Origin of the sequence: Klebsiella sp. CB_Kp196, assembly GCF_040061575.1 — a bacterium.
Lineage (GTDB): Bacteria > Pseudomonadota > Gammaproteobacteria > Enterobacterales > Enterobacteriaceae > Klebsiella > Klebsiella michiganensis.
In genome coordinates this window covers 85,297-100,389 of the sequence record NZ_JBEAFH010000037.1, presented here as the reverse complement: position 1 = coordinate 100,389, position 15,093 = coordinate 85,297, and the positions used below count along the sequence as shown (strand labels likewise).

The 15,093-nt window shown below is 59.3% G+C and carries 16 protein-coding genes and 1 riboswitch; of the genes, 12 read left to right on the top strand and 4 right to left on the bottom strand.

What is annotated here, in order from left to right:
- Positions 1 to 618, top strand: a complete 618-nt coding sequence (locus ABLU87_RS10890; RefSeq protein WP_032749122.1) for a TetR/AcrR family transcriptional regulator — start codon at positions 1 to 3, stop codon at positions 616 to 618.
- Between the two features lie 57 nt (positions 619 to 675).
- Here the strand turns inward: ABLU87_RS10890 and ABLU87_RS10885 are convergent, their stop codons facing one another.
- Together ABLU87_RS10885 and ABLU87_RS10880 are read right to left on the bottom strand one after the other, a co-directional pair.
- Positions 676 to 1,236, bottom strand: coding sequence for an RNA polymerase sigma factor (locus tag ABLU87_RS10885; RefSeq protein WP_014229338.1), 561 nt, complete (start codon positions 1,234 to 1,236; stop codon positions 676 to 678).
- Between the two features lie 5 nt (positions 1,237 to 1,241).
- Positions 1,242 to 1,667 carry a hypothetical protein gene (locus ABLU87_RS10880; protein ID WP_025108376.1) on the bottom strand — a complete coding sequence of 142 codons (426 nt, stop codon included), beginning with the start codon at positions 1,665 to 1,667 and terminating at the stop codon, positions 1,242 to 1,244.
- A 200-nt stretch (positions 1,668 to 1,867) separates the two neighbouring features.
- On the opposite strand from ABLU87_RS10880, the gene ykgR reads away from it, so the two are divergent.
- The gene (ykgR, locus tag ABLU87_RS10875; protein ID WP_004137159.1) at positions 1,868 to 1,969 is read left to right on the top strand and encodes a small membrane protein YkgR; all 102 of its coding nucleotides are present in this window, start codon (positions 1,868 to 1,870) and stop codon (positions 1,967 to 1,969) included.
- Between the two features lie 60 nt (positions 1,970 to 2,029).
- Here ykgR and ABLU87_RS10870 read toward each other — a convergent pair whose 3' ends face one another.
- On the bottom strand, positions 2,030 to 3,172 hold the full coding sequence (locus tag ABLU87_RS10870; protein WP_014838467.1) for an alpha/beta hydrolase: 1,143 nt from the start codon (positions 3,170 to 3,172) through the stop codon (positions 2,030 to 2,032).
- Positions 3,173 to 3,340: 168 nt separating this feature from the next.
- Here ABLU87_RS10870 and ABLU87_RS10865 point away from each other — a divergent pair, with 168 nt between their 5' ends.
- The 9 genes from ABLU87_RS10865 to ABLU87_RS10825 all read left to right on the top strand — a co-directional run bounded on the left by ABLU87_RS10865 (position 3,341) and on the right by ABLU87_RS10825 (position 13,295).
- Complete coding sequence (locus ABLU87_RS10865; protein WP_064404909.1) at positions 3,341 to 4,375, top strand: LacI family DNA-binding transcriptional regulator; 1,035 nt, start codon at positions 3,341 to 3,343, stop codon at positions 4,373 to 4,375.
- A gap of 184 nt (positions 4,376 to 4,559) precedes the next feature.
- On the top strand, positions 4,560 to 5,483 hold the full coding sequence (locus tag ABLU87_RS10860) for a TIM barrel protein (protein WP_064404906.1): 924 nt from the start codon (positions 4,560 to 4,562) through the stop codon (positions 5,481 to 5,483).
- Positions 5,484 to 5,497: 14 nt separating this feature from the next.
- A complete protein-coding gene (locus tag ABLU87_RS10855) occupies positions 5,498 to 6,670 on the top strand; it encodes a Gfo/Idh/MocA family oxidoreductase (RefSeq protein ID WP_025108379.1) in 1,173 nt (390 codons plus the stop codon).
- A gap of 152 nt (positions 6,671 to 6,822) precedes the next feature.
- A riboswitch (TPP riboswitch) is annotated at positions 6,823 to 6,924 on the top strand.
- Positions 6,925 to 6,993: 69 nt separating this feature from the next.
- Entirely contained in the window at positions 6,994 to 7,689 is a 696-nt protein-coding gene (locus tag ABLU87_RS10850; RefSeq protein ID WP_122117536.1) for a TenA family protein, read from the top strand.
- Complete coding sequence (locus ABLU87_RS10845; protein WP_122117535.1) at positions 7,686 to 8,414, top strand: ABC transporter ATP-binding protein; 729 nt, start codon at positions 7,686 to 7,688, stop codon at positions 8,412 to 8,414. Before ABLU87_RS10850 ends, ABLU87_RS10845 begins: the two co-directional genes overlap by 4 nt.
- Positions 8,411 to 9,151 (top strand): ABC transporter permease, encoded by a 741-nt coding sequence (locus tag ABLU87_RS10840; protein WP_004850829.1) that lies wholly within the window; start codon positions 8,411 to 8,413, stop codon positions 9,149 to 9,151. The genes ABLU87_RS10845 and ABLU87_RS10840 overlap by 4 nt, the downstream gene beginning before the upstream one ends.
- Before the next feature lie 24 nt (positions 9,152 to 9,175).
- Entirely contained in the window at positions 9,176 to 10,111 is a 936-nt protein-coding gene (locus ABLU87_RS10835) for an ABC transporter substrate-binding protein (protein ID WP_048263072.1), read from the top strand.
- A 307-nt stretch (positions 10,112 to 10,418) separates the two neighbouring features.
- Positions 10,419 to 11,804, top strand: a complete 1,386-nt coding sequence (locus ABLU87_RS10830; RefSeq protein WP_009652210.1) for a diaminobutyrate--2-oxoglutarate transaminase — start codon at positions 10,419 to 10,421, stop codon at positions 11,802 to 11,804.
- Between the two features lie 9 nt (positions 11,805 to 11,813).
- On the top strand, positions 11,814 to 13,295 hold the full coding sequence (locus ABLU87_RS10825) for an aspartate aminotransferase family protein (RefSeq protein ID WP_160740681.1): 1,482 nt from the start codon (positions 11,814 to 11,816) through the stop codon (positions 13,293 to 13,295).
- Between the two features lie 342 nt (positions 13,296 to 13,637).
- Here the strand turns inward: ABLU87_RS10825 and ABLU87_RS10820 are convergent, their stop codons facing one another.
- Positions 13,638 to 14,426 (bottom strand): SDR family oxidoreductase, encoded by a 789-nt coding sequence (locus tag ABLU87_RS10820; RefSeq protein ID WP_122117675.1) that lies wholly within the window; start codon positions 14,424 to 14,426, stop codon positions 13,638 to 13,640.
- A gap of 116 nt (positions 14,427 to 14,542) precedes the next feature.
- On the opposite strand from ABLU87_RS10820, the gene ABLU87_RS10815 reads away from it, so the two are divergent.
- Positions 14,543 to 15,091 (top strand): TetR/AcrR family transcriptional regulator, encoded by a 549-nt coding sequence (locus ABLU87_RS10815; protein WP_122117674.1) that lies wholly within the window; start codon positions 14,543 to 14,545, stop codon positions 15,089 to 15,091.
- Positions 15,092 to 15,093 lie beyond the last annotated feature (2 nt).

The following is a 15,093-nucleotide window of genomic DNA, read 5'->3' as shown; positions in this document are numbered from 1 at the left end:
ATGGGAAATCAACGCGGGCGGCCAATGAAAGCCCGCCCACGCATTTTACAAACCGCCCGTGAGCTGTTTCTCAGCCACGGGCTTGATGTGTCGCTGGATACCATTGCCGCCGAAGCGGGTACCACGCGCCCGACCCTGTACAGCCATTTTCCCGGCGGCAAAGACGCGCTGCTGCTGGAGACGTTCGCGTTTCTCAATGACACCATGCAGCCGCCCCTGCGCCAGCTTTTGCAGGATCGTCAGCAGGATCTTCCCGCGCTGCTGCGCGGGTTTGCGAAAGTGGTGCAACAACACTTTTATGCGCCGGAGAATATTCACTTTCAGCGCCTGCTGATCCAGGTGCTGGTGCAAAAGCCCGAGCTTTACGTCACGCTCGAACAGCGCCCCTCAGGCCGCGTACTGCAGGCGCTGAGCGATATCCTGGCGCAGAAACAAGACGAAGGTCTGCTGACCCTCAGCGACCCGGAGATAGAGGCGACGGCGTTTCTCGGCGCGATTATGGGCTATCCGCTGCCGGGGGCCTTAATTGCGCAAAAAGCGGTGGCGCCAGAGAGGCTGGAGCAGCTCGCCGAATGCGCGATTAGCGCCTTCCTCACGGCCTGGGGCTACAGGCAATAATTCAATCAGCGGTTTAAACGCACCTCTCCGGCCCCTACAGCAGGAGCCGGAGAATGCCTAACTGGCCAGCAGTTCATCGTACAGCGCGCGCAGGCGGGTACGAAGGTAGAGTACCGCTTTATGCTTACGTGAGAGCAGCGCCTGTTCGCTGACGCCGGACTCCTCTGCCAGCTCCCGGTAGCTGTAGCCATGCAGTTCGGTTTTCTCAAAGGCTTCACGCTGGGCAGGCGGCAGCTCCGAGAGCGCCTGACTTAACTCCTCCCAGAGCAGCGCTTTCAGATACTCATCCTCCGGCGTTTGCGCAACGCCAAACAGCGTTTCGGCCAGCTCATCCTCGGGAAAATCGCCCTCCTCCTCGTCGCTGAAACCGCCCGCCAGCGGCAGCTCGCGCTTTTTTCTCGCCCTGTCGGTCATCTCGTTACGCGCCGCCCGGAACAACCAGGCGGCGATATTCTCCACCGGCTGCTCGACGCGAATGAGCTGATACGTCACTTCCTGCAGGATATCGTCCGCCTCATCGCGCAGCGGGGTCCGTCCGCGAATAAAAGCCTTCAGCCGCGACCGGCAGGCATCGAGGGCGGAAACAAGCCGTGATGGCGCCACGATCCTGTTTTTCATTGTGCTCACTCGGGATCCGCGCTTTTAGGCGAACTCTCCTGCTGCGGAGCATGCTCGCTGCGGCGGTCGCGCCAGCCGCAGTGGCCGCGATGCCCGCGGTGGCCAAAGCGCTGCACAAACTCATCGCGCTGCTCCGGGCTCATGTTCATCCAGCGTTCATGCATCCGACGCCGCGCGTTACCGATGCCGAACATTCCCGGGCGAAAGCCGAGACCGCCGAACAGGATCCGCGACAGCGCCAGCACACCTAACGCCTGCCAGAAGCCAATGCTCTTCACCCCAAGGATGGCCGGCAGCAGCGCATTCCACAGCGACATCACCAGCAGCCCAAGTATGGCGATTAGCGCCACGCCGATAAGAAGCGGCTTCGCCATTCTGTGGCGGCCAAAGCGGTGATGGTGGTGCTGACCGTGCATATCGATATCTCTCATCGTCTGTTTACCTCATTACGCTATTGAATAATTACCCTGTGCGGAGGTAGACGAATGAGCGGGCAAAATATTGCTGAGAAGAGTAAAAAAATTGACACACTTTATTTGTATGACAAATGTTTTTTATGTGATCTCCATCACCTACATGCAGGCGTGACGGCGGTAACGTTACCCGGTGATTCATTGAAAAAGAGGAACTTATGAACGCGGTAAAATCACTAAAAGCCGACTGGGCGATTATTACGCTGATGATTGTTGTCGCCGTCGTTATGTATGGCTATCTGATCCCCAAATACTGGTAATCGACGCCATACCTGTGCTGAACCGCCCCTTGCTCAGGGCGGCTCATCATCCCTTCGCCGCTACCGCTTATCGTTGAGCGTCTTAATCAAAAACGGCACCGAGTCGCGTAAAGACGGGTTAACCGTACCGCTATGATCCAGCCCCTCATAAATATGCACGTCCGCACGGGTTCCCGCGCTTTTCACCGCGTCCGCAAAGCGTTTTTGCATTGCCGTCGGCACGTTAATATCCGCGCTGCCGATACCGATAAACACCGGGTGATCGATTTTCAGCGTCGGGTAGAGCATGGCGCCCACGCTGGCGTTTAACAGCGAATCCACCCCCGGCTTCAGGGCATTAGCCGCATTCAGACCGGCCTTCATCACTTCATCGTTGAGCGGCGTAATGCATAAATTGCTCGCCTCTTTCAGCAGCGGCAGCGCTTTATCCTGGAAATAATCAGCCGGATTGAGCTGCGGGTTGCTATCGGCAGCCGAGAGGTAAATATAGAAAATATAGGGTATTTTCGGGTCGCCGCCGCTCGGCGCTTTGCCGCCTGCCGGCGGAAGAATGTCGGCTGCGGTGGTCCCCTTCTCAAAATACGGCGTTCCGGTCAGCACCGTTGCGCGAACATTCAGCTCCGGCGCGTAGTGGGGTTGATATCCGGCGCTGGCGAACGCGGCGTGCGCGCCCTGCGACTGTCCGACCAGAATGAGTTCATTTTTCAGCGGGAACTGTTTCAGGGCGGCGCGAACGCTATCAAGCACGCTCCACGCTTCGCCGCGGGCATTAAGATAATGGTGCAGGCCAGACGAACCCAGACCGGCATAATCCGGCGCGACCACCGCGTAGCCCAGCGACAGCCAGGTGTTCAGGTACTGCTTATCGCGATCGCTGCGCGGGTTTAACGACGGCGCGCAGTGATTAGCCACGCCCACGGTACCGTGGGCCCAGACCACAACCGGCCATCCCCCTTCCGGGGTGGCGCCAAACGGAATAAAGACCGCGGCGGTATCTTCGCGGGCGGTTTTGCCGTCCACGCCGCTGCGGGAGGGATAGCGCAGGAGATACTGCTTTGCCGCTTCGCTTAAGCCATTTCCGGCGCTGAGCGGAGAGACCGCGTCGCTATTATCGGCGGCGGCGCTGGCCGGGACCGCGCTCATGGAGAGCAGTAGCAGCGCAGAGGTGGCGGCGAGGAATTTTTTTGAGAGGGAATACGTCATAACATCCTGTTCCTGAGTGGGGATGCACTTAGTGTAGACCCTGGCGGTTGAATATCAGGTCAATGAAGCCAGTGCGGCGAAATGATTTTCCTGAAGTCTGACCCGCCTCGCTGTTTGCCTGTCACAATAATGATAGCTTTTTATCATTACCCTCAAAGGAAGAGAATCATGTCAGCAAAAAAAGTCACCATGGCGGATATCGCCAAAGAGGCCAGAGTCGGTATCGCGACGGTGGACAGGGTGCTCAATAAACGCACGCCCGTGAAAGAGAGCACCGAACGTAAAGTGCTGGAATCCGCGCGGCGCTTAGGCTTCGCGCTGGAGCAATCCCGCTATCGGCTGGCGGCGGATCGGCCGGCGGTAGCCCTCAGAATGGGCTTCATTCTGCTACAGCAGTCACACTCGTTTTACCATCAGCTGGCGCAGGCGCTGGAGCAGGCGGCGTTACCGTGGCATAGCCCGGCGCAGGCCCCCGCTTTCCTGCATTATGATATTAACGCCATCGACGATATGGCCGCCGCGATCGCCCGTCTGAGCGATACGGTCGACGTTATCGGTATTGTCGCGCTGGATAATCCGCTTATCCGCCATGCGGTCGTGCAGGCCATCGAAAAAGGCGTCCGCGTCTTCACCCTGCTCTCCGATATGAGCATCCCGCAGCGTACCGGCTATATCGGGCTGGATAACCAGAAAGCGGGCCGCACCGCCGGTTGGGCGGTGGACAGGCTGTGCCACGACGACGGCGAAATTGGCATTATCGTCGGCGATAATCGGTTTATTTGTCAGGAAAGCTGCGAGATAAGTTTCCGCTCCTACCTGCGTGAACAGGGCAAAGGCGATCGGGTGCTTGAACCGGTGCGCAGCCACGAACGCGCCGATGTCGCGCGCCAGGTTACGGAAGAGATGCTGCAACAGTACCCCGATCTCAAGGCCATTTACGCGCCCTGCGGCGGCGTGGAAGGGATTGTCGCCGCCCTGCGCGCGCGCCAGCGCCAGCATCAGGTCACCCTGATTTGTCATGGCCCGGTGGATAGCGGCGAGCTGGCGCTAATTGACGGCACTATCGATCTCATGCTTACCCATCGGCTTGACGAATTTGCCGCCGCCACCATCAACGCGTTTGTCCACGCCGCCAGCCAGCCGCAGGTGGCGTTTATCAACGCTCTGCAGCCGTTTGACCTCCTCACTAAAGAAAACCTCTGATTGCCGCAGGCGCGGGTAAAGTCGCCGCGCCCCGCTTCAGCGCTGCATTTGATAAAAAACTATCATTTATGTTATCAAAATAAACCTTGAATACCATCAAAGAATTTAAATTTCATCATTGTTGGATATGAAATTTTCATTCAATACTGGTCATGTTTTCTCCTCATCTGAAAAGGAAGCCATCATGACCATACATATTGCCAACGCGCCGTGCAGCTGGGGCGTCGATGATCCCAAAAACCCTTATCTGCCGCCGTGGTCCAAGGTACTGGAAGAAGCGGCGACCGCCGGTTATAAAAGCATTGAACTGGGCCCGTGGAGCTATCTGCCGACCCGGGCCGATGAACTCAGCGCAGCGCTGAATAAACAGGGGCTGTCGCTGGTTGCCGGAACGATCTTCGACGATCTGGTCAGCGAAGAGAACTTCGCGAATATTGTCGAACTGACGCATAACCTCTGCCGCAACCTTTCGCAGGTGCCGTCGGCGGAAAAGACGCCGGGCAACCCCTTCCAGCCGCCTTATCTGGTCATTATTGATTTCGGCAATCCGCAGCGGGCGAAATATGCAGGGCGCGGCGAGCGGGCTCCCCGCCTGTCACCCGCCGACTGGCAGCGGATGGTCGACCACATTGTGACCATCAGCCGACTGGCGTGGCAGGAGTACGGCGTTCGCCCGGTTATCCATCCTCACGCCGGCGGCTGCATTGAGTTTGCCGATGAAATCGATCTGCTGGCGGCGCAAATCCCCCATGACGTAGCCGGTTTATGTCTCGACACCGGCCATCTCTTCTATTCGGGCATGGACCCCATCAGCTGGCTGGATCGCCATTTTGATCGCCTTGACTACCTGCACTTTAAAGATGTCGACCCGCAGGTGTTCAGGAGCGTGATTTCCCGCGGCATCGACTTCTTCTCCGCCTGCGCGGAGGGGGTGATGTGCCCGCTCGGCAGCGGCGCCATTGATTATCCGGCGGTGCGCGCCTTTCTCGACAAGCGGGGCTATCAGGGCTGGATCACCATTGAGCAAGAGCGCGATCCGCGCAACGTCGAGGGCAGCCTGCAGGCGGTCACGGAAAGCCTGCGCTACCTGCGCTCGGTTGGTTTTTAATCGGGAGAAAACACATGATTAACGGTATTAAACCTGTTGGCCGCTCCTTGCGCTGGGGCATGGTGGGCGGCGGCGGAAGCAGCCAGATTGGCTATATTCACCGCTCTGCGGCGCTGCGTGACGGATCGTTTACCCTGCTGGCCGGAGCCTTTGATATTGACCCCCGGCGCGGGCGCGAGTTTGGCCAGCAGCTGGGCGTGGAGGCCGGGCGCTGTTACCCCGACTACGAAACGTTGTTTCGCGAAGAGGCGGCGCGGGAAGACGGCATTGAAGCGGTCTCCATCGCCACGCCAAACAACACTCACTACGCCATTTGCCGCGCGGCGCTGGAGGCCGGACTGCATGTGGTCTGCGAAAAACCGCTCTGTTTTACCGGCGAAGAGGCCGACGCGCTGGTGGCCCTGAGCGAAAAACAGCGCAAAATCATCGGCGTCACCTACGGCTACGCCGGGCATCAGCTGATTCTGCAGGCGCGGCAGATGATTGAACAGGGGCTGCTGGGCGAGATCCGCATCATCAATATGCAGTTCGCCCACGGTTTCCATAACCAGCCGGTAGAGCAGGATAACCCCAGCACCCGCTGGCGGGTGGACCCGAAATTCGTCGGCCCCAGCTACGTGCTGGGCGATCTGGCCACCCACCCGCTGTTCCTGGCGGAGACCATGGCGCCGAAGCTTAATATCACTCGCCTGATGTGCTCCCGCCAGAGCTTTGTCAAAAGCCGCGCGCCGCTGGAGGATAACGCGCATGTGCTGATGGAGTACGACAACGGCGCCGTAGGGTCGATGTGGTGCTCGGCGGTCAACAGCGGCTCAATGCACGGACAGAAAGTCCGCATCGTCGGGGAGAAAGCCAGCCTGGAGTGGTGGGATGAACAGCCGAACCAGCTGCGCTACGAAATTCAGGGCGAGCCGGTGCGCATCCTCGAACGCGGAATGTCCTATCTCGATCCGCTGGCCCTCCAGGACGACCGGATCGGCGGCGGCCATCCCGAAGGGCTGTTTGAGGCCTGGTCGAATCTGTATCGCCGCTTTGCCATCGCCATGGATGCCACCGACCGTCGCGACGCCGCTTTGCTGGAAAACTTCTGGTATCCGGATGCCAGAGCCGGGGCGCTCGGCGTGCACTGGGTCGAGAAGTGCGTACGTTCAGCAGACAGCGGCGCCAGCTGGGTAGAATTTCACTGATCCTTTGATAATACGCGCCCGGCAAGGCATCAGCCGCCGCCGGGCTGCCGCGATGTACAAAGCCCTTTCTCGCGACACTCACACGTGACAACGTCACCTTTCCTCATAAAATTCACAGCATTGTAATCAAAAAGGGAATGTCGTATAACAGGGGCCAAACCGAGGGGTGTCCCGTGAGGGCTGAGATGGCGTAAGCCGAACCCTTTGAACCTGATCTGGGTCATGCCAGCGAAGGGACGGGTCGGCATTTCCGCCAGTTTTGCGCCATTGCCTGTTCACACTTCTTTCAGCACGCCCGGATCTCCCTTTTTTCAGGAGGTCCTGTGATTCTTCCCGCGTTTACCCAGGGTATTTATGGTCGTCTGCGTCAGCAGGCCGGCGCCGACTGGCAGCACTACGTCGCCCACCCCTTCCTGCGCCAGCTCGCCAACGGTACCCTCCCCGAGCCCGCTTTTCGCCGCTATCTGACGCAGGACTATCTATTTCTGATCCACTTCGCCCGCAGCTACGCCCTGCTGGTCAGCAAGCTGCGCACCCTGGCGGAAATGCGCGCTGCCGCCGCGTCGATGAACGCCATTCTCGACGAACTGCCGCTCCACGTTGGCTACTGCCGGGAATGGGAGCTGGATGAAGCGACGATGGCCGCCGAAACGGAAGCCGCGGAAACCGTCAACTACACCCGCTACGTACTGGACATCGGCCACTCCGGCGACGCCCTGGATCTGCTGGCGGCGCTGATGCCCTGCGTTGCCGGCTACGCGGAAATCGGCCTCGGCCTGCTGCACGATCCGGCGACCCGGCTGACCGCCAATCCTTATGCCTCGTGGATCCGCAACTACGGCGATGAGGGTTACCTGAACGGCGTCAATAACGCCATCGGCCTGCTGGAAACCCTCTGGCGGCAGCGCGGCGGTGAGGCGCGTTTCGCTGAACTCAGCGCTATTTTCACCACCGCCACGCGTCTGGAGGCTAACTTCTGGCAGATGGGCCTTAACGCCGTCGCGGAGCGCCCGGCGTGACGGCTCCCGGAATTGAGGTGCGCGGCCTGGGCCTGCGCTTTGGCTCGCGGCAGATCTTCGACAATCTGACGTTCACTATCCCCGGCGGCCAGTGGGTATCGCTGCTGGGGGCCAGCGGCGCCGGAAAGACCAGCCTGCTGCGTATTATCGCCGGGCTGGCAAAAGCCACCGCCGGTGAGGTTCGCGCCAGCGACGGGCAGCCAATAAACAAGCGGCTGGCGTGGATGGGGCAAAAAGATCTGCTGTATCCGTGGTTAAGCGTGCGCGACAACGTCTCGCTTGGCGCGCGTCTGCGCGGGGAGCGCGTGGACCATCGGCGGGTTGCCGCGCTGTTACAGCAGGTTGGCCTTGAACACTGCGCCGGCGACCGCCCGGCCGCCCTCTCAGGCGGCATGCGCCAGCGTGCGGCGCTGGCGCGTACGCTCTACGAAGACCGGCCCATCGTGCTGATGGACGAGCCCTTTTCCGCGCTCGACACGATTACCCGCACGCGCATTCAGACCCTTGCCGCCGGGCTGCTGGTAAACCGCACCGTCGTGCTGATCACCCACGACCCGATGGAAGCCTGCCGCCTGAGCCACCGTCTGCTGGTCCTTTCCCCCGCTCCCGGCGGGATTGACGACGGGCATCACCTCTCCGGCATGCCGCCGCGCGCGCCGGACGACCCGGCGCTGTTGGCCAGCCAGGCGGAGCTGCTGCAACAGCTCATAAGGGCTAACGGATGAGCGCAAAACTGTTTCGCGCCGCCGTGGTGTTCTGCGGCCTGCTGCTGCTCTGGTGGCTGGCGACCCGCAGCGGCATTCCCGCTTTCCTGCTGCCTTCCCCCTCGGCGGTGGCAAGCGCTCTGTGGGTCAACCGCGCGTACCTCGGCGAACATACGCTGATCACATTAAGCGAGATCCTCAGCGGCCTCGCGCTCGGCGTTCTGCTCGGCGTGATCCTGGCGCTGTGCATGATTGTCTCGCCTCGCCTTCAGCGCTGGCTGATGCCGCTGGTGCTGACCAGTCAGGCGATCCCGGTTTTCGCCCTTGCCCCGCTGCTGGTGCTGTGGTTCGGTTTCGGCATGAGCGCTAAGGTCATGATGGCGGTGCTGGTGATTTTCTTTCCCGTCACCTCAGCGTTTTTTGACGGTCTGCGCCGGGTTAACCACGACTATCTCGATCTGGCACGCACGATGGGGGCCTCTTTTGGCGCGCAGCTGCGCCACGTTCGCCTGATGGCTGCCCTTCCGGCCCTCGGTTCCGGCCTGCGGATGGCGGCCGCCGTCGCCCCCATCGGGGCGATCATCGGCGAATGGGTCGGTTCAGCCGAAGGATTGGGCTACGTGATGCTTAACGCCAACGCCCGTCTGCAAACCGATATCTGCTTTGCGGCCCTGTTTATTCTGGTGCTACTGACCGTCCTGCTCTGGCTGGCGGTGGATGCTTTCTTACACCGGCTGATTAACTGGACGCCGGAATAACGCTCTTAAATAAAAGGACTAATCATGCGTAAACGTGTTTATGCCGGTATGACGATTGCCGCGCTGTTCAGCGGTCAGGCGCTGGCCAACGAGAAACTCACCCTGGTGCTGGACTGGTATATCAATCCCGACCACGCGCCGATCCTGGTGGCCGAACAGATTGGCGCCTTTAAAGACGCGGGGCTGGACGTCAAGATTGTGCCGCCGTCCGACCCGGCGCTGCCGCCGCGGCTGGTCGCCGCCCGCCAGGCGGACCTGGCGATTACCTACCAGCCGCAGGTGCATTTTTTTGCTGATGAAGGGCTGCCGCTGGTCCGCGTCGGCACGCTGATTAATTCGCCGCTGAATACGGTGATCGCGCTGGATAAAAGCATAAAATCTCCCGCCGATCTGCAGGGCAAAAAAGTGGGGTATTCGGTGAGCGGCATCGAACAGGCGACGCTGGCCACCATGGCGCAGCATGCGAAAATCGATCCCAAAAGCATCAAGCTCATCAATGTTAACTTCCAGCTGACCAGCGCCCTGCTGGCCGGACAGGTCGACGCGGTCATTGGCGGCTATCGTAATATCGAAGCGCTGGAGCTGAAGCTGCAGGGGAAAGATCCGCAGGTGATGAACGTTGAGGATTACGGCGTACCGGCCTACGACGAGCTGGTGATTGTCGCCAACCGGGATGAAGTCCACGCGGCGAAAATCAGGGCCTTCCTCAAGGCGCTGCAAAAAGGCGTCGCTTACCTGCGCGCTCACCCGCAGGAAACCTGGCAGACGTTTGCCGCCGCGCATCCCGAGCTCAACACCGAACTGAACAAGCAGGCATGGCTGAAAACCCTTCCTCTGTTTGCCAGCGATCCCGCGGCGCTGGATAAACCACGGTATGAAGCTTATGAACAGTTTTTATATAACAATAAGTTGGTGAAAAAAGTCACACCTTTAACAAATTATGCGGTTGAGCTGCATTGAGTCATGCCATTGCTGGCGGAAACTTTTCGCCAGCAATGCCCGCCCGGCAGTATTAAAAAACGAGAAACTTCCTCACTAATAATTACAATTTTAAAGGTCTTTTATCCTTTAAAACACCTGATTTAAATCAAATGGTTACGTTGGTTTTTGCCTGTGTAAAAATAACGTAAATATACCTTAATCAATAAAACGTTGAATGCGTATCTAAAAAGCCATATATTGTGCCCGCTTTAATGCATGGCGATTCAATTTCTTACACCAATTTATTCAACCAGCGCTCAACCGTAACGCTGGTTGTGGGAGTGATATGATGACGGATAAAGTCCGTATTGATACTTTAGGCGCAGATTTATTAGATGCAAACAACGATACCTTTTTGGCCCGTCAGGCTGAATTCGAATCGAATGTCAGGAGCTACCCGCGCAAGCTGCCCCTTGCGATTACCAAAGCGGAAGGCGTCTGGCTGACCGATGCGGATAATAAACAGTATCTGGACTGCCTTGCCGGCGCAGGTACTCTGGCACTCGGCCACAACCACCCTGATGTGCTGCAGAGCATCCAAAGTGTCATTACCAGCGGCTTGCCGTTACATACTCTCGATCTGACCACTCCGTTAAAAGATCGCTTCTCTGAATACCTGCTTTCCCTGCTGCCGGGCGAAGGCAAAGAATACTGCCTGCAGTTCACCGGTCCGTCCGGCGCTGACGCCGTGGAAGCGGCGCTGAAGCTGGCGAAAAAATACACCGGCCGTTCTTCCGTGATCAGCTTCTCCGGCGGCTACCATGGAATGACCCACGGCGCGCTGTCCGTCACCGGCAACCTGTCGCCAAAAGCGGCGGTTAACGGCATGATGCCGGAAGTGCAGTTTATGCCTTACCCGCACCAGTACCGCTGCCCGCTGGGTATCGGCGGTGAAGCCGGCGTGAAAGCGCTGACTTACTACTTCGAAAACCTGATCAATGACGTCGAAAGCGGCGTGCGTAAACCGGCGGCGGTGATCCTGGAAGCCGTTCAGGGTGAAGGCGGCGTGAACCCGGCTCCGGTCGAGTGGCTGCAGCGCATCCGTAAAGTGACTCAGGAACACGGCATTCTGCTGATCATCGATGAAGTTCAGGCTGGCTTTGCGCGTACCGGTAAATTCTTCGCCTTCGAACACGCGGGCATCGAGCCGGACATTATCGTGATGTCGAAAGCCGTTGGCGGCGGTCTGCCGCTGGCCGTTCTCGGTATCAAAAAGCAGTTCGACGCCTGGGAACCGGGTCACCATACCGGCACCTTCCGCGGCAACCAGCTGGCGATGGCCACCGGCCTGACCACCCTGCGCCACCTGAAAGACAATAACATTGCGGATAAAACCGCCGCTCAGGGCGAATGGCTGAAAGGCAAGCTGGCCGAGATGCAGAAACGCTATCCGGTTATCGGCCACGTTCGCGGTCTGGGCCTGATGATCGGCATCGAGATCGTTAAACCGAACGAAGCGCCGGACCACATGGGCTGCTACCCGGCGGATGGCGAACTCTCCGCGCTGCTGCAGAAGAAATGCTTCGAAGCGGGTCTGATCCTCGAGCGCGGCGGTCGCCACGGCTGCGTGCTGCGTCTGCTGCCGTCCCTGCTGATCAGCAACGCTGAGCTGGAAATTTTCTTCGACAAATTTGAACAGGCCCTGCTGGCCGCCGGCGTAAAACCGGTCTGAGTGGAGTAAGTGACCGCAATGTCCAAGTTGAATCCGATTCTTGCTGGTTCCGCGCAAAGTATTGATGCCTACCAGCAAGCGATCGCCCAGACCAGCCAGGCGGTAGCGCAGTGGCTGCAGCAGCCTGAAATGTATCAGGGGAAAAGCGTTGACGAACTGCGTGAGCGAATCACCCTTGATTTCAACGAACAGGGTCTGGGCAACCAGGCGGCGATTGAACGTGCGATCGAGTACTTCCTGAAAGACAGCCTGTCGGTACATCACCCGCAGTGCGTGGCGCATCTGCACTGCCCGAGCCTGGTGATTAGCCAGGCGGCGGAAGTGCTGATTAACGCCACCAACCAGAGCATGGACTCCTGGGACCAAAGCCCGTCAGCCACCATCATCGAGATCAAGCTGATTGAATGGCTGCGCGCTCAGGTCGGCTACGGCGCCGGCGATGCGGGCGTTTTCACCAGCGGCGGCACCCAGAGCAACATGATGGGCCTGATGCTGGCGCGCGATGCCTTCTTTGCCCGCCGGGGTCATTCCATCCAGCAGGATGGTCTGCCGGGCGATATTCGTCAGTACAAAGTGCTGTGTTCAGAAAACGCCCACTTCTCGGTGCAGAAGAACATGGCGCTGATGGGCCTCGGCTACCGTTCCGTGACGCTGGTGAAAACCGACGAATTCGCGCGGATGGACGTGGCGGATCTGAAAGCGAAAATCGCCGAGGCGCAGGCTAACGGCGAACAGATTATGGCCATCGTTGCCACCGCCGGCACCACCGACGCGGGGGCAATCGACCCGCTGCGCGAGATTGCGGCCGTCGCGGCAGAGCACCAGATCTGGCTGCACGTTGACGCGGCCTGGGGCGGCGCGCTGCTGATGTCCGAGAAGTATCGCGATCGTCTGGACGGCATTGACTTAGTGGACTCCATCACCCTGGATTTCCACAAGCAGTTCTTCCAGACCATCAGCTGCGGCGCGTTTCTGTTAAAAGAAGCCCGTCACTATGAGCTGATGCGCTATCAGGCGGCCTATTTGAACTCTGAGTTCGATGAAGAGCACGGCGTACCGAACCTGGTATCCAAATCGCTGCAGACCACCCGCCGCTTCGACGCGCTGAAGCTGTGGATGGGCCTGGAGGCGCTGGGCCAGAAGCAGTACGCGGAAATCATCGATCACGGCGTGACGATGGCGCTGAACGTGGCGGATTACGTCAAAACGCAGCCGACACTGGAGCTGGTCATGCAGCCGCAGCTGGCGAGCGTGCTGTTCCGTTCCCGTCCGCAGCAGATGGCGGGCAGCGACGATGCCGCGATCGCCCTGCTCAACCAGCGGGTTGGCGATGCGCTGCTGGCTTCCGGTCGCGCTAACGTCGGCGTGACCGAGCACAACGGCGTCACCTGTCTGAAGCTGACGCTGCTGAACCCGATCGTGACGTTAGAGGACGTGAAGGTGCTGCTGAGTCTGGTAGAGCGTACCGCCCAGGAGCTGCTGGCGCAGTAAATGTGTTTTCGCATTAACCTTGAAAGCCGATAACTCACCTTATCGGCTTTTTTAATGGTTTTTCGCCCTGAATTTGTGACGTTGTCACGATATTGAGGCTACCGGCCTGAAGATGGCTGTGAACCTGTAGCCCGGACAGGTGCGCAGCACCGCCTCCGGGTATTCTGCCACTCAGCGCTCTTCTCCCGGGGGCGGCGCAAAGCGCCTGCCCGGGCTACCGGCCCGATGATAGCTGTGCGCAGCACTGCCTTCCAAAGGCGTTGTATCTGCGCCGGGCGTGACATGGCGGGATGTTGTCGCACCGTGTATCGACTCTCCTTTCCGATACACGGTGCGACAAACTCACGATCGCGACAGGTAACGGGCCGCGGGTTCAGATTGCGCAAAGCCGGGGAGCATGGCCTGACGCGTCGCGTTCAGCGTCTGCCACTGCGTTTCATCATGCAGCGGCGGTATGGTCACCGATTCGCGGCGGTCGAACCCCACCAGGGCGGCATCCACCAGTTTATCCACCTCCATGACGCCGGGAATGGTATCCACGTCTTTGCCGCTGTGCTGCCAAATCTCGGTGCGCGTTGCCGCCGGCAGTACCGCTTGAACGTATACGCCTTTCGCGCTCAGCTCAACGTCGAGTCCCTGCGAGAGAAACAGCACAAAGGCTTTCGTGGCGCCGTAGACGGTCAACCCCATTTCCGGACCCAGCCCAACGACCGATGCAATGTTGACAATCGCCCCCTCTGCGGCCTCGGCCAGACGCGGCGCGATCGCGTTCGCCAGGCGAGCCACAGAGGTCACGTTGAGGGTAATCAGGCGAGTGATATCGTCACTGCTCTGGTGGAGGAAATCACCGGGAATCGAGGTGCCGGCATTGTTGACCAGAATCCTGATACGCGCGTCTTCCCGCAGCCGCTGCTCCACGGCGGCGATGTCGCTATCCTGGGTTAAGTCGGCCTGCAGGATGTCGACCTGAACGCCGGTTTCGTCGCGCAGCCGCTCGGCCAGCGCCGTCAGCCGCTCGTGATTACGCGCGACCAGCACCAGGTCATGGCCGCGGCGGGCAAAACGTTCGGCATAGACTGCGCCAATTCCGGTCGATGCGCCGGTTACCAGCACCGCTGATTCACTGCTCATAGGTGTACTCCTCAATTTATACATGATTGTCGTCATGTATAATGGCACGGGCTGTGTATGCTGTAAATAATGTTATATGATGGTCATCATAAATAATTTCGCAGCAGGACGACGCCATGAGAGTGAGCAGAAAACAGGTTGAAGAGAATAAGCAGACAATCCTGACCGCCGCCGGGCGGTTGTTTCGCGAGCGGGGTTTTGACGCGGTCACGGTCACCGATATTATGAAATCAGCCGGTCTGACCCACGGCGGATTCTACGGCTACTTCAAATCGAAGGATGACCTGATCGCCCAAACCCTCGCGGAACTGAAGATAGAGAACGACGCGGCGAAAAACGACGTCGTCGCGCAAATCGAGCGTTATCTTTCCCCCGAACATCGGGATAATTTTGCCAGCGGCTGCCCGCTGGCGGCGCTGGCGGCGGAAACCATCCGCCAGTCCGAACCCGCGCGTGACGAAATGAGCGCGCGGCTGCAGCAACAGATAGCGCAGCTCAGTGAAGCGATGGATGAACGGGACGCTCAAGCCAGCCGCCGCGCGGCGATTGGCAGCTGGTCGGCCATGGTCGGCGCGTTAATTCTGGCGCGGATGACCGCGGATTCAACGTTTTCCGACGAAATCCTCGGTGAAACGGCGGCCTGGCTCGCGGAAAAACAGCGCTGAGG

Coding starts and splice junctions, on each gene's coding strand:
- ABLU87_RS10880 (WP_025108376.1), bottom strand. CDS start 1,667: ATGAGAGATATCGATATGCACGGTCAGCACCACCATCACCGCTTTGGC.
- ABLU87_RS10830 (WP_009652210.1), top strand. CDS start 10,419: ATGATGACGGATAAAGTCCGTATTGATACTTTAGGCGCAGATTTATTA.
- ABLU87_RS10820 (WP_122117675.1), bottom strand. CDS start 14,426: ATGAGCAGTGAATCAGCGGTGCTGGTAACCGGCGCATCGACCGGAATT.
- ABLU87_RS10885 (WP_014229338.1), bottom strand. CDS start 1,236: ATGAAAAACAGGATCGTGGCGCCATCACGGCTTGTTTCCGCCCTCGAT.
- ABLU87_RS10865 (WP_064404909.1), top strand. CDS start 3,341: ATGTCAGCAAAAAAAGTCACCATGGCGGATATCGCCAAAGAGGCCAGA.
- ABLU87_RS10890 (WP_032749122.1), top strand. CDS start 1: ATGGGAAATCAACGCGGGCGGCCAATGAAAGCCCGCCCACGCATTTTA.
- ABLU87_RS10855 (WP_025108379.1), top strand. CDS start 5,498: ATGATTAACGGTATTAAACCTGTTGGCCGCTCCTTGCGCTGGGGCATG.
- ABLU87_RS10870 (WP_014838467.1), bottom strand. CDS start 3,172: ATGACGTATTCCCTCTCAAAAAAATTCCTCGCCGCCACCTCTGCGCTG.
- ABLU87_RS10815 (WP_122117674.1), top strand. CDS start 14,543: ATGAGAGTGAGCAGAAAACAGGTTGAAGAGAATAAGCAGACAATCCTG.
- ABLU87_RS10860 (WP_064404906.1), top strand. CDS start 4,560: ATGACCATACATATTGCCAACGCGCCGTGCAGCTGGGGCGTCGATGAT.
- ABLU87_RS10835 (WP_048263072.1), top strand. CDS start 9,176: ATGCGTAAACGTGTTTATGCCGGTATGACGATTGCCGCGCTGTTCAGC.
- ABLU87_RS10840 (WP_004850829.1), top strand. CDS start 8,411: ATGAGCGCAAAACTGTTTCGCGCCGCCGTGGTGTTCTGCGGCCTGCTG.
- ykgR (WP_004137159.1), top strand. CDS start 1,868: ATGAACGCGGTAAAATCACTAAAAGCCGACTGGGCGATTATTACGCTG.